This window comes from Chitinophaga sp. RAB17 (assembly GCF_052114225.1).
Lineage (GTDB): Bacteria > Bacteroidota > Bacteroidia > Chitinophagales > Chitinophagaceae > Chitinophaga.
In genome coordinates this window covers 263,333-275,595 of sequence record NZ_JBFREI010000008.1, presented here as the reverse complement: position 1 = coordinate 275,595, position 12,263 = coordinate 263,333, and the positions used below count along the sequence as shown (strand labels likewise).

The window sequence follows — 12,263 nt, the reverse complement described above, 5'->3', positions numbered from 1 at the left end:
TATCGCTACAATCATTCGCTACAATAGCTTTGAGCTTTATGCTTTAAGCTTTACGCTAATAAGACTTATGCTTTCGGCTATTTAGTGTAAATTTGTAACCCTGCATTACCATTGCAGGCAATGACAGTTTCGTAGAAAAATAATCTATTCCGAAATGAAAGAATCAAAAATTCGTTGCTCCTTTTGCAGCCGCTCTAAAGAAGAAGTGCAGATATTGATAGCTGGCGCAGAAGGACACATTTGTGAAAACTGTGTAGCCAATGCGCAGGAAATAATTGACCAGGAGCTATTCCCTCCGGGCAAGAAAGCTGCTGCTGCCGTAGCGCCGAACTTCGCACCTAAAGTGTCCAAACCTATTGACATGAAAAAATTCCTGGACGAATACGTAATCGGACAGGATGATGCAAAGAAAATACTGGCTGTAGCGGTATATAACCACTACAAAAGACTCAATCAGCAAATAGGTGATGATGAAGTGGAAATTGAAAAATCCAACATCATCATGGTAGGTGAAACCGGTACCGGTAAAACCCTCCTGGCCAAATCTATCGCCAAACAATTAAACGTTCCCTTCGCGATTGTAGATGCCACCGTATTTACTGAAGCAGGCTATGTGGGTGAAGACGTGGAAAGTATCCTCAGCCGTTTGTTACAGGTATGTAACTACGATGTGGAAGCTGCTGAACGCGGTATCGTTTACATCGATGAAATTGATAAAATTGCCCGTAAAAGCGATAACCCTTCCATCACCCGTGATGTAAGCGGAGAAGGCGTACAACAGGGCCTCCTCAAATTGCTGGAAGGAACAGAAGTACTGGTACCTCCTCAGGGCGGTCGTAAACACCCGGAACAGAAACTGATCAAACTGAACACACAAAACATTCTCTTCATCTGCGGCGGCGCATTTGATGGTGTGGAAAGAATTATCAGCAGAAGAATACAGACGCATTCTATCGGCTTCACCGTTAACAAGGAAAAAGAAGAAGAAAACAGAAAACAGATCCTGCGTTACATTAACTCAACTGATCTGAAATCCTTCGGTCTGATTCCTGAATTACTGGGACGTTTGCCAGTGGTAACCTATCTGAATTCATTGGACAGGGATACCTTGAAACTGATTTTAACAGAGCCTAAAAACGCACTGGTAAAACAATACAAGAAACTGTTCAAGGTAGAAAATATTGACTTGCAGGTAGAAGAAGAAGCGATCGACTACATTGTAGATAAAGCAATGGAATACAAACTGGGTGCACGTGGATTACGCTCCATCTGTGAAGTAGTACTGAGTGAAGCCATGTATGAATTGCCCTCTGCCAATGAAACCACATTTCATCTTACCAGGGAATACGCACAGTCAAGACTGGAACAGTCTACCCTTGTGAAATTGAAAGTAGCATAACCATTACCGGTATTCCGGTATGGCTACACTATCTCTAATCATAAAACCTCTATTTATGCAGGAACTCATTCAGCAATTACAGGAAAGAGCCGGACTCACGCCCGAACAGGCAGTACAGTCCATTGATGTGATCAAAGAATATGTGAAAGGCAAATTACCTCCGTTTATTGCAGGTACAGTTGATAACTGGTTTGCAGGAATGTCAGATAAAGCCGAAGGTAAAAAGGCTGGTCTGATGGATCAGGCAGGTGATTTTCTGGATAATGTAAAAGATAAGGCAGAAGATTGGGCGGAAGAAGCAAAGGATAAAGTGTCCGACTTCTTTAACAAAGATAAAAAGTAGTCATTCCAACGCTACAAGATAAAGGGATTTTCAGTTGAATTGATTTACCATCAATCCTTCCGAAAATCCCTTTTTTTTCAGAGGGTTCGCAAATAAAGATACAAGGCTATCAACTCATCATCCGTGTACTGAGCGGTCATTGTCCACGGCATATCTTTCACCAGCAATTGCTTTCCTTCCGGAGTTTTACCACTCCGCAATGCTGTAATAAATTCTTCTTTAGACCATTTCCCCACATGCCCGGTAGCAGTAATATTGGCCACCGGTGGCCCACCTGGAACAGGATTATCGCCGCCTGTTAATGCAGCCTTATGACAACCCGTGCAGGAAGCAGATAAATACTTCCCATAGGCGACTGTAGGCGCCTTTGCCACCTGGACAGGTTGGTGATAATGATGATCAATATTTTCCGCAGGAAATAAAGGGATTTTGCCTAATACAGATAATACTTTTCCCATAGGTCCCATTTTTACGGGCAAGGTAGGGGCGTCTATTTTAGGTTGTACTTTACAAAAGGCAATTATAGCCGCTATATCGTGATCATCCATGAGGGTGAAGTCTTCGGAGGGCATGAGCAATAAAGTCCGGTTTTCGGCATTTAAACCGTGCCGCATCGCCCTTAACCAGGCTTTGTTATCAAAACTCGCCGGTAAGCCTCCTTTTCCGTAGGTAATATTCCTACCCGCAATCCTGCCAATGGCCGGATCGTCTACAAAAATCTTCCCCCGCAGATCAACACCGTGGCATACTCCACAGCCTTTAATTTCATACAGATGTTTTCCTGCAGCAATAGTTGCAGTATCCCCGGGTATTGGGATTTCCCTCACCTCTACGGTATACTGCTTATTTACATGTTGGCGAAAAAGAAAGGAGAAAACAGCAAAAGCAATCAAAACAATAACAACTACACCAAGCAGTATCCTGCCGGTCCATTTCAATATTCTGGAGAACATAACAACTGAGATAATTTCAAGGCAAAAGTAATAGGGATAAATATTACAGGAATCAGTAGTTCTACTGAATTATGGAAGAATCATAACGTGGATTACAGGCTTTACATTTTACTAAGCATCTTTATACGGGATAAACCAGTCAGACCCGGTATAGAAAAGCACCCATATTACAGGGTGCTTCTCATTGCGTAAAAGTGTTTCAAATCTTTCTTGATTTTGTGTGTTAAGGTTGATAAACGGTAAAGAGTGATGAATTAACCCAAATTTAACGTTCCTTTTGCAATATTCAATAACACTAAAGGGGTAATATTATTTTATTTTGAAAAAATGATGAACGGCTTATAAAGCGTCTTTTCTTAAATTATAAAAATACGTCTACTTCAATCTTATCAGAATCAATTGCAAAATCGTTATTCTATCTTAGTGCTTCCCGGGCAATAACGATCTTTTGGATCTCTGAAGTTCCTTCCCCGATGGTGCATAATTTTGCATCTCGATAAAATTTTTCCACCGGAAAGTCCTTTGTATAGCCGTAACCACCAAAAATCTGTACGGCATCATTGGCGACCCTAACGGCTACTTCAGAAGCATAGTATTTGGCCATGGCGGCTTGTTGCGTCATCTTCACCTTACGGTTTTTCATGTCAGCAGCCTGCATGGTCAACAGCTCCGCAGCCTCAATTTCGGTGGCCATATCCGCCAGTTTGAAGGAAATACCCTGGAAGTTAGCAATGGGTTGGTCAAACTGATGGCGTTCTTTGGCATATTTCAGCGCCGCATCCATCGCGCCTTTAGCTATACCCAGCGACAGGGCTGCAATAGAAATACGGCCACCATCGAGCACTTTCATGGATTGTATAAAGCCGTCTCCTTCTGCTCCCAACATGTTTTCTGCAGGTACCCGACAGTTGTCAAATATCATTTCCGCTGTTTCGGATGCACGCATCCCCAGCTTATTCTCTTTTTTGCCACCGCTGAAGCCCGGTGTTCCCTTTTCTACGATGAAGGCACTCATCCCATGGCTATCACGCACATCACCTGTACGGGCAATTACAACGGCTACATCACAGCTTTTACCATGTGTGATCCAGCATTTGGTGCCGTTAATCACCCAATCATTGCCATCCTTTTTAGCCACACACTTCATATTCATCGCATCTGAACCGGTATTGGGCTCTGTTAAGCCCCAGGCACCTATCCATTCACCGGTAGCCAGTTTAGGCAGGTACCGCTGCTTCTGTGCTTCATTACCAAATTGCAAAGTATGACCGGTACACAACGAGTTATGTGCGGCCACACTTAATCCGATAGCGCCACATATACGGGATATTTCGCTGATAACGGTTACATATTCCAGGTAGCCCAATCCGCTGCCGCCGTACTCTTGTGGCACCAGCACCCCCATGAGTCCCAGCTCACCCAGTTTTTTAAACACCTGCACGGGAAATTCCTGTTGCTCATCCCATTCCAACACGTAAGGCAAAATATTTGTCTTTCCGAAATCCCGGATCATTTGTGCAATCTGTTGTTGCATTTCCGTTGGCTCAAAATTCATAAACGTGGGCTTTAATGTTTGATCTCAATGTAATGTTCAATTTTACGATAAATAATCTCATCCACCAACGGCAGGGCGCGAAGCTCTGCAATGCCCTTGAAACCCGCATGGGCACTGCGATACTGCACAATTAAGTGGGCTAGTTTATAGCGTATGTATGGGTGAGCTGCCAAAGATTTTTCATCTGTGAGGTTGAGGTCTAGTTTTATTAGAGAACTATTACCGATCTGTAAGAAAGGTTGAATTTTTTGAAATACGGAATCCGCCAACCCATAGCATTCCCCTACCTGCTCCACTGCATAAAAGCCGCCTAACCGGTCCCGGAAGCTCACAATGCGCCTTGCAAAGCCGGGTCCGATGCCCGGTAATGTTTGCCACGCGAGCGTGTCTGCAGTGTTAATATCAATAACAGCCGGCGCAGCTTTCTTACGATAACGGGTAAACGAAGAATCGCCATTGCGCGGCGCGAAATTGTGGTAGCCGGAGTCTTTATGGTATGGTCCGTAATGCCGGTCACCACCGGCTTTTTCATATCTCCCGGAATACCGCTCCTCCCTCCTCCCCGTTATCCGCACATATGGCATTAGCCGGGCGCATAAGGCAGGCGGCAGGCTATAGATCTTCGCCAGATCAGCGGCGGTGCGGAAATGCCCACCATTAGCCAGGTACCTGGTAATGGTAACGGCTGTGCGCTCACTGACGCCTAATTGCTGCCAGCCGCCCATCGATAAGGCATTGGGATCAAAATAAAATAGTGCCGCTGCTGCCGGCTCCGCCGAAGCTGTATTGTTTGTTTTTGGAATACCCGCTTCATAGGCCAGTACTGCTGCTTTTAAGTCGCTACTATCGGCAACGGGCATACGCCGCTGAAAGAAAAAAAGCAGGTCCGGGCTATAACAGGTCCCGATCATGAACACCACCAATATTAATATGCCATAGCGCTCCTTTTTTGAAAAACGCAGGTATTCGCGGACAAAAGACTTCCACATGGGTCAACAAAAATTTGCCGCTAAACTAAGCAGCAGGCAATCATCTTTTGTTAATAGAAATAAAACGGGCTTTAAATTTCCAGGCGCAGGCCATCATAAGCCAGGGCGGTTCCGGGAGGCAGTTCTTTAGATACGTCTTCATGCAATCCCAGCTGATGACTGATATGCGTGAAATATACCTCCGGTACTTCCAGTTCTTTACCCAGTGCGATGGCCTCTTCCAGGGTAAAATGTGAGATATGTGTTTCTTTACGCAGGGCGTTTAACACCAGTATTTTGGAGCCCCTGATTTTTTCTTTTTCTTCCGGCGCCACGTAGTTGGCATCCGTGATGTAAGTAAAATCATGGATCCGGAAACCTATTACCGGCATTTTATGATGCATTACATGTATAGGCGTGATGGTAAGTCCATTTACATCGAAAGGCTCATCTGCAATGGTTTTCAGGTTTATTTCCGGAATGCCGGGGTATTTAAATTCTGAGAAGGCATAAGGAAATTCACGTTTGATCACACCCTGTGAAAATTCAGTGGCGTATATATTAATAGCGGTTTTCTGGAAATAATTGAATGCACGGATATCGTCCATGCCGGCAATATGATCTTTATGGGAGTGGGTAATGAGCACAGCTTCCAGGTGGCCCACTTTTTCGCGAAGCATCTGGTAACGGAAGTCAGGAGTAGTATCTATCACAATATTACCTGCTGGTGCGGTAATCATGATACTACTTCTTAAACGTTTGTCTTTTTTATCTGATGAGGAGCAAACTTCGCAACCACAAGCTATTACGGGGACTCCCTGTGATGTACCTGTTCCTAAGAATGTAACTTTCATCCAAAATCATTTGTCTGTTTAACCTATTCTGCTGTTTGTTCGGCTTCCGGCTCATCATCATCTGTCCCTGCTTCGGGGATAGGTTTGCTGGCCTGTATTTGTTTGTACAGTTTGTGCGATTCTGCTGTCAGGGCTTCTTCATCGAGCGGCAGGGTTGTTAAAATATCGATGAGGGTATTGATACGCCCTTCCAGGTTCAGAAATTTATTGATCACTACCACCTTCTTATGTTCCAGGATGCAGTAACCGGAGAGGAAACTACCTTTTTCGAAGCGCAGCACATATTTAGCCTCTTCAAAGATTTTTTCCAGCTTCGTCAGGTTATTAGGTGTGATTTTGATATTCATGGAGCAAAAATAATGATTTAGCTTTTAGCTTTTAGCCATTAGCTTTTAGTAAATGCAGCGAAATACATGTACTGTCGATCTCCGCTGCATTTACTAAAAGCTAAAAGCTAATGGCTAATAGCTATTTCGTCACCATTCTCGCAAATGGCACAATCATTTCTTCCAGGGAAATACCTCCGTGCTGAAAGGTATTACGGTAGTAGTTAACGAAATAGTTGTAGTTGTTGGGATAACAGAGATAGCCATCTCCTTTGGCAAAGATGTAAGAAGAATTCACGTTGGGCTTGGGTAAGCCGGCATCGCGGGGATCTCTGAAGGCCAGTACTTCTTTTGGATCATAGTTCAGATTACGGCCATGTTTGTAGCGCAGGTTGGTGGTGGTTTGTTTATCACCAATCACCTTTACGGGTGTTTTTACCCGTACGCTGCCATGATCTGTAGCGATGATCAGGTTTATTTTTTTATCGCTGATACGTTTCAGTGCCTGGTGGAGCGGACTGTGTTCGAACCAGCTGGCGGTAATAGAGCGGTAAGAAGCTTCATCTCCGGCCAGTTCCTTCAGTACTTCCATTTCTGTGCGGGCATGGCTGAGCATATCCACAAAGTTGTATACAATAACGCTCAGTGGATAATCCAGCATATTGTGGATGTTATTGAGCATGATTTGCGCATCGGCATGGTTGGTCACCTTGGTGTAGGAAAACCGGGGATCCATTTTCAGTTGTTTCAGCTGAGCAGCAAAGAAATGTTCCTCAAACATGTTTTTCCCGCCTTCTTCGTCATCATTCTTCCATTCCTGGGGAAACCGGTGTTCAATATCTATGGGCAGCATGCCGGCAAAGATGGCATTGCGGCTATATTGGGTGCTGGTAGGTAGAATACTGTAGAAAGATTCTTCCTCCACCAGCCGGAATGATTCCTGGAAAATGGGCAGGATCGCCTTCCACTGATCATAGCGGAGGTTATCTATCAGCAGGAACACATTGGGAACATTGGGGTCCAGGTTGGGCACTACCTTATCCCGGAACAGGGTATGTGACATCACCGGGGCCTCTTTCGCCTTGGGATGCAGCCAGTCGCTGTAGTTGCGGCCAATAAATTTGGAGAATTCGTTGTTGGCCTCTGTTTTCTGGGCGTTGAACACTTCCAGCATTTCCGGGCTGTTGGCTTTGGCCATTTCCATTTCCCAATACACCAGTTTCTTGTAGATCTCCATCCACTCCGTGTAGTCCGGGTTGGAGCTGAGCGCCATAAAGAGACTGCGGAACTCCTGCTGGTAGGCGGTGGTGGTTTTTTCGGCTACCAGTCTTTTGTTATCAATTATTTTTTTGAGAGATAATAATACCTGGTTGGGGTTCACCGGTTTAATGAGGTAGTCGGTGATCTGGGAGCCAATGGCGTCGTCCATCACGTCTTCCGCTTCATTTTTGGTGATCATGACCACAGGGATCTGCTGATCTATTTCTTTAATCTTACCGAGCGTTTCCAGGCCGGTGATGCCAGGCATGGATTCATCCAGCAATACCACGTCTACCACCTGTTCTTTCAGAAATTCGAGGGCATCATACCCGTTTGTGAGGGCAGAAACTTTATACCCTTTGCTTTCCAAAAAAATAATTTGTGATTTCAGCGATTCAATTTCGTCATCTACCCATAGTATATTTATCTGGCTCATAGTAAGATTTAAGGTTCCTGTAAAAAAAGAAAATTACCCTTATTTTTTGGCAAATATCATTCCCCGTCTATCATTTGCCGGTAATTATATGTTAAAAAGAACACATCACGGTAAAATGATGGCAGTAAAAAGTGGGAGGGCTGATAAAGTTATTTACCTTCGCATCCATAACATTTAATTACCTGTAACCTACCAATTGTTTTTTACTGTCATAGGGGTTTCGTGGACGGAGAACGTCATTATAAGTAAAAAAATTACATATAATTAATTCATGGTGTAGTTTTGCATACCCGCACCAGGGATTTCAGACGAGGACGCCCCCGTCTGAAAGGTATAATTAAATGCAATGACCGAACGCAAGCGAAAAATTGTTAATGATCCGGTGTATGGCTTTATTACCATAGATCACCCGTTGATTTTTAACCTCATTTCACATCCATATTACCAGCGGCTCCGCCGCATACATCAGATGGCGCTGGCGCAGCTGGTGTATCCCGGTGCTATGCATACGCGGTTTCATCATAGCATGGGTGCATATCACCTCATGAGTATGGCTTTACAGGAACTCCGGAGCAAAGGAGCAGCCATTACCCCGGAAGAGGAAGTAGCAGCTAAAATGGCCATTTTGCTGCATGATATAGGGCATGGACCATATTCCCATGCACTGGAGAACGGTATTATAGAGGGTGTGTCTCATGAAGAGATATCCCAGTGGCTGATGGAAGACCTGAACAGGGAGATGAATGGCGCCCTGTCACTTACACTGGATATTTTTAACGGGCGATATCATAAAAAATTCCTGCACCAGCTGGTGTCAAGCCAACTGGACGTAGACAGGATGGATTACCTGAACAGGGACAGCTTCTTTACTGGTGTGGCCGAAGGCACCATCGGGTACGACCGCATTATAAAAATGCTGACGGTTCATCATGGAGAGCTGATGGTGGAGGAAAAGGGGATTTATTCTATAGAGAAGTTTATCATAGCCCGGCGGCTGATGTACTGGCAGGTATACCTGCATAAAACGGTACTGAGTGCGGAAAACATGCTGGTAAAGATCCTTTGCAGGGCCAAAGCCCTGGCACAGGAAGGGCAACAGCTGTTTTGCTCACCCGCGCTGTCATATTTCCTGTATAACACGGTTACCAAAGACAATTTTGAGCGGGAGCCGGATTGTCTGCGGTTATTTTGCCTGCTGGACGACTATGATATTATGAGCGCTATAAAAGTTTGGACAACACACGAGGACAAAGTTTTGTCCCTTTTGTGTAAATGGTTGATAGACAGGAATTTATTCAAAGTAGTGTTAAGTAACCAGGCATTTGACGGCAGTGCGGAGCAATTATTGAAGGAACAGGTAAGACAAAAATGGGGCATTGATGGCGCCGACCTGGATTACTTCGTTTTCTCCGGCGCGGCCACGCTGAGGGCTTATAACGTTAATGATGAGAAGATCAATATCCTATTTAAAGACGGAACTGTAAAAGACATTTCCTCCATCGACAATGCACTGATTAGCCATACTCTGGCGATACCGGTAAAAAAATTCTACATTTGTCATCCAAAAATTCAGGCTAACAACGTTTTATAAGGAATAAAATGTTAAAGAATAAGTTCATACTATCCGGTGTAGCCTGGAAAACATTACAATTTTAAATTATGCAGTTTAGCGCATTACAATTAGCTACCATGTTAGATGGTAAGCTGGAGGGAAATCCGGACGTAAAGGTGAGCAACATCGCCAAGATTGAAGAAGCTGGCGAGGGCATGCTCAGTTTCATTGCCAATCCTAAGTATGAAGAATTCATATATACCACCAATGCCTCCATTCTGATCGTGAATGAGAGCCTGGTGATAGAGCGTCCGATCAAATCGACCCTGATCCGGGTAAAAGATGCTTATAGCAGCTTTGCCCTGTTACTGGAACAGTACAGGTACCTGACGGGTAATAAATCGGGTATTCAGCAGCCCTCCTATATTCCCGCTTCGGTGAAAATGGGAGAAAACGTGTTTGTGGGTGCTTTTGCATACCTGGGAGAAAACGTGGTGCTGGGTAACAACGTAAAAATATATCCTGGTGTATATCTGGGTGATAATGTGATCGTTAACAACGATTCTATCTTATACCCCGGTGTAAAAGTATATGATAACTGTATTGTAGGCAGCCGCGTAATGCTGCATGCCGGTTGTGTTATTGGTGGCGATGGCTTCGGTTTCGCACCACAACCGGACAGTTCCTATAAAAAGGTACCGCAGATTGGTAATGTAGTGATCCATGATGATGTGGAAATAGGCGCCAACACCACCATCGACAGAGCCACCATGGGCAGTACCGTGATCCGCAAGGGTGTAAAACTGGATAACCTGATCCAGGTAGCCCATAACGTAGACATTGGTACCAACACGGTGATTGCTGCACAAACAGGCGTTTCCGGCAGTACCAAAATAGGCCAGAACTGCGTAATAGGCGGACAGGTAGGCATGGTGGGACATATCCACATTGCTGACAGTACCAAAATCAATGCACAGAGCGGATTGTCCAAATCTATTACCATTCCTAACACCTCCCTCACAGGCTCTCCGGCGTACGATTATAAAAGTTCGCTGAAAAGTCAGGCAATTTTTAGAAATTTGCCGGACCTTGAAAAGCGCGTAAAGGAGCTGGAAGAGATGGTAAAACAGCTGCTGCAGGAAAGAGCAGGTGTATAAATTGATTACTGGTCAAATAGTTACATATTAGTTAGCTTATTATGGAAAATCAACAGTTGCAATACCAACATACCCTGAAAGGCGAAATTACCTTATCGGGTATTGGCTTGCATACAGGTGCCTATGTTAATATGACACTCAAGCCTGCCACACCAGGCCATGGGATTAAATTTCAACGTATAGATCTGCCGGGACAACCTATCGTCAAAGCCGATGTGGATTATGTAGTGGAAACCACCCGCAGCACTACGCTGGAGCACAACGGCGCCAGAGTGAGTACCGTAGAACACATCATGGCTGCTCTGGCAGGAACAGGTGTGGATAACGTGCTGGTGGAGCTGGATGGTGGAGAAATTCCTATCATGGATGGTAGTGCCTATGCATTTATCGAAGCCATAGAAAACATTGGCCTGCAAAACCAGGATGCCAAAAAAGTATACTATACTATTGATACCAACATCAGTTATTATGATGAAAAGAAAAAGGTAGAAATGGTGGCTATGCCAGCGGTAGACTATCGTATTACCTGTCTGATCGACTTCAACTCCCCGGTACTGGGCACCCAGCACGCAAAAATGAAGGGTATTGGAGAGTTCAAAACAGAGATTGCGCCTTGCCGTACCTTCTGCTTTTTACATGAACTGGAATACCAGCTGTCTCTCAACCTGATTAAAGGTGGTGACATCAACAACGCCATCGTAGTGGTGGACAAACCAGTAACAGAAGAAGAACTGTCCCGTTTAGCCAAAGTATTTAACAGGGAAACCATTTCTGTACAGAAAGAAGGTATCCTGAACAATATCGAATTACGCTTCCCGAACGAACCGGCACGTCACAAGCTGCTGGACGTGGTAGGTGACCTGGCACTGATTGGCTACCCTATCAATGCGCATATCATTGCCAACCGTCCCGGCCATGCGTCCAACGTGGAATTTGCCCGTGCGATCAAAGCGTATATCAAAAAGAACAAACATAATAAAGACGTACCTGTTTACGATCCTAATCAGCCACCTGTATTCGATACCCCGCGTATTGAAAGAACATTGCCGCACCGTTACCCGATGCTGCTGGTAGATAAGATCATTGAACTGGGCGAAGAGAAAGTAGTAGGTATCAAGAACGTTACCTTCAACGAAGGCTTCTTCCAGGGTCACTTCCCAGGCAACCCCGTAATGCCGGGCGTACTGCAACTGGAAGCACTGGCGCAGGTAGGTGGTATCCTGGCACTGAACCGTGTACCGGATCCTGAAAATTACGATACTTATTTCCTGAAAATAGACAACTGTAAATTTAAGTCGAAGGTAGTTCCGGGTGACACTATGATTCTTAAAATGGAGTTGCTGAGCCCAATCAGAAGAGGACTTGTAGAAATGCGGGGGACAGTATTTATCGGCAATAAAGTAGCTACTGAGGCCGACATGATAGCACAAATTATAAAAACAAGAGAAGGCAAATAATAG

General features: G+C 44.7%; 11 protein-coding genes. 5 read left to right on the top strand and 6 right to left on the bottom strand.

The genetic code is table 11. From position 1 onward, the window contains the following. The first annotated feature begins 154 nt into the window (after nucleotides 1-154). Both clpX and AB4Z08_RS25060 read left to right on the top strand, forming a co-directional pair. Nucleotides 155-1,399 carry an ATP-dependent Clp protease ATP-binding subunit ClpX gene (gene clpX, locus AB4Z08_RS25065; protein WP_441576528.1) on the top strand — a complete coding sequence of 415 codons (1,245 nt, stop codon included), beginning with the start codon at nucleotides 155-157 and terminating at the stop codon, nucleotides 1,397-1,399. A gap of 55 nt (nucleotides 1,400-1,454) precedes the next feature. Then, nucleotides 1,455-1,742 carry a hypothetical protein gene (locus tag AB4Z08_RS25060; protein ID WP_441576527.1) on the top strand — a complete coding sequence of 96 codons (288 nt, stop codon included), beginning with the start codon at nucleotides 1,455-1,457 and terminating at the stop codon, nucleotides 1,740-1,742. 77 nt (nucleotides 1,743-1,819) lie between these two features. On the opposite strand, the gene AB4Z08_RS25055 is transcribed toward AB4Z08_RS25060, so the two are convergent. The 6 genes from AB4Z08_RS25055 to AB4Z08_RS25030 all read right to left on the bottom strand — a co-directional run bounded on the left by AB4Z08_RS25055 (nucleotide 1,820) and on the right by AB4Z08_RS25030 (nucleotide 8,094). Then, the gene (locus AB4Z08_RS25055; protein WP_441576526.1) at nucleotides 1,820-2,695 is read right to left on the bottom strand and encodes a c-type cytochrome; all 876 of its coding nucleotides are present in this window, start codon (nucleotides 2,693-2,695) and stop codon (nucleotides 1,820-1,822) included. A 415-nt stretch (nucleotides 2,696-3,110) separates the two neighbouring features. Continuing rightward, complete coding sequence (locus AB4Z08_RS25050; RefSeq protein WP_441576525.1) at nucleotides 3,111-4,250, bottom strand: acyl-CoA dehydrogenase; 1,140 nt, start codon at nucleotides 4,248-4,250, stop codon at nucleotides 3,111-3,113. A gap of 11 nt (nucleotides 4,251-4,261) precedes the next feature. Beyond that, on the bottom strand, nucleotides 4,262-5,239 hold the full coding sequence (locus AB4Z08_RS25045) for a ComEA family DNA-binding protein (RefSeq protein ID WP_441576524.1): 978 nt from the start codon (nucleotides 5,237-5,239) through the stop codon (nucleotides 4,262-4,264). A 71-nt stretch (nucleotides 5,240-5,310) separates the two neighbouring features. Continuing rightward, nucleotides 5,311-6,072, bottom strand: a complete 762-nt coding sequence (locus AB4Z08_RS25040) for an MBL fold metallo-hydrolase (protein WP_441576523.1) — start codon at nucleotides 6,070-6,072, stop codon at nucleotides 5,311-5,313. A gap of 23 nt (nucleotides 6,073-6,095) precedes the next feature. Beyond that, on the bottom strand, nucleotides 6,096-6,419 hold the full coding sequence (locus AB4Z08_RS25035) for a hypothetical protein (protein ID WP_441576522.1): 324 nt from the start codon (nucleotides 6,417-6,419) through the stop codon (nucleotides 6,096-6,098). Between the two features lie 121 nt (nucleotides 6,420-6,540). After that, nucleotides 6,541-8,094 carry a response regulator gene (locus AB4Z08_RS25030; protein ID WP_441576521.1) on the bottom strand — a complete coding sequence of 518 codons (1,554 nt, stop codon included), beginning with the start codon at nucleotides 8,092-8,094 and terminating at the stop codon, nucleotides 6,541-6,543. 346 nt (nucleotides 8,095-8,440) lie between these two features. On the opposite strand from AB4Z08_RS25030, the gene AB4Z08_RS25025 reads away from it, so the two are divergent. From AB4Z08_RS25025 to AB4Z08_RS25015, 3 genes are all read left to right on the top strand, one after another. Continuing rightward, entirely contained in the window at nucleotides 8,441-9,685 is a 1,245-nt protein-coding gene (locus AB4Z08_RS25025) for an HD domain-containing protein (protein WP_441576520.1), read from the top strand. 68 nt (nucleotides 9,686-9,753) lie between these two features. Then, nucleotides 9,754-10,803 carry a UDP-3-O-(3-hydroxymyristoyl)glucosamine N-acyltransferase gene (gene lpxD, locus AB4Z08_RS25020; protein ID WP_441576519.1) on the top strand — a complete coding sequence of 350 codons (1,050 nt, stop codon included), beginning with the start codon at nucleotides 9,754-9,756 and terminating at the stop codon, nucleotides 10,801-10,803. Between the two features lie 41 nt (nucleotides 10,804-10,844). Further along, nucleotides 10,845-12,260: a bifunctional UDP-3-O-[3-hydroxymyristoyl] N-acetylglucosamine deacetylase/3-hydroxyacyl-ACP dehydratase gene (locus AB4Z08_RS25015; RefSeq protein WP_441576518.1), complete on the top strand. Its 1,416-nt coding sequence runs from the start codon at nucleotides 10,845-10,847 to the stop codon at nucleotides 12,258-12,260. Nucleotides 12,261-12,263: the final 3 nt, after the last annotated feature.

Excerpts from the sequence above, each read along its gene's own strand:
- AB4Z08_RS25040 (WP_441576523.1), bottom strand. The coding sequence starts at position 6,072 with ATGAAAGTTACATTCTTAGGAACAGGTACATCACAGGGAGTCCCCGTA.
- AB4Z08_RS25050 (WP_441576525.1), bottom strand. The coding sequence starts at position 4,250 with ATGAATTTTGAGCCAACGGAAATGCAACAACAGATTGCACAAATGATC.
- clpX (WP_441576528.1), top strand. The coding sequence starts at position 155 with ATGAAAGAATCAAAAATTCGTTGCTCCTTTTGCAGCCGCTCTAAAGAA.
- AB4Z08_RS25025 (WP_441576520.1), top strand. The coding sequence starts at position 8,441 with ATGACCGAACGCAAGCGAAAAATTGTTAATGATCCGGTGTATGGCTTT.
- AB4Z08_RS25060 (WP_441576527.1), top strand. The coding sequence starts at position 1,455 with ATGCAGGAACTCATTCAGCAATTACAGGAAAGAGCCGGACTCACGCCC.
- lpxD (WP_441576519.1), top strand. The coding sequence starts at position 9,754 with ATGCAGTTTAGCGCATTACAATTAGCTACCATGTTAGATGGTAAGCTG.
- AB4Z08_RS25035 (WP_441576522.1), bottom strand. The coding sequence starts at position 6,419 with ATGAATATCAAAATCACACCTAATAACCTGACGAAGCTGGAAAAAATC.
- AB4Z08_RS25055 (WP_441576526.1), bottom strand. The coding sequence starts at position 2,695 with ATGTTCTCCAGAATATTGAAATGGACCGGCAGGATACTGCTTGGTGTA.
- AB4Z08_RS25015 (WP_441576518.1), top strand. The coding sequence starts at position 10,845 with ATGGAAAATCAACAGTTGCAATACCAACATACCCTGAAAGGCGAAATT.
- AB4Z08_RS25030 (WP_441576521.1), bottom strand. The coding sequence starts at position 8,094 with ATGAGCCAGATAAATATACTATGGGTAGATGACGAAATTGAATCGCTG.
- AB4Z08_RS25045 (WP_441576524.1), bottom strand. The coding sequence starts at position 5,239 with ATGTGGAAGTCTTTTGTCCGCGAATACCTGCGTTTTTCAAAAAAGGAG.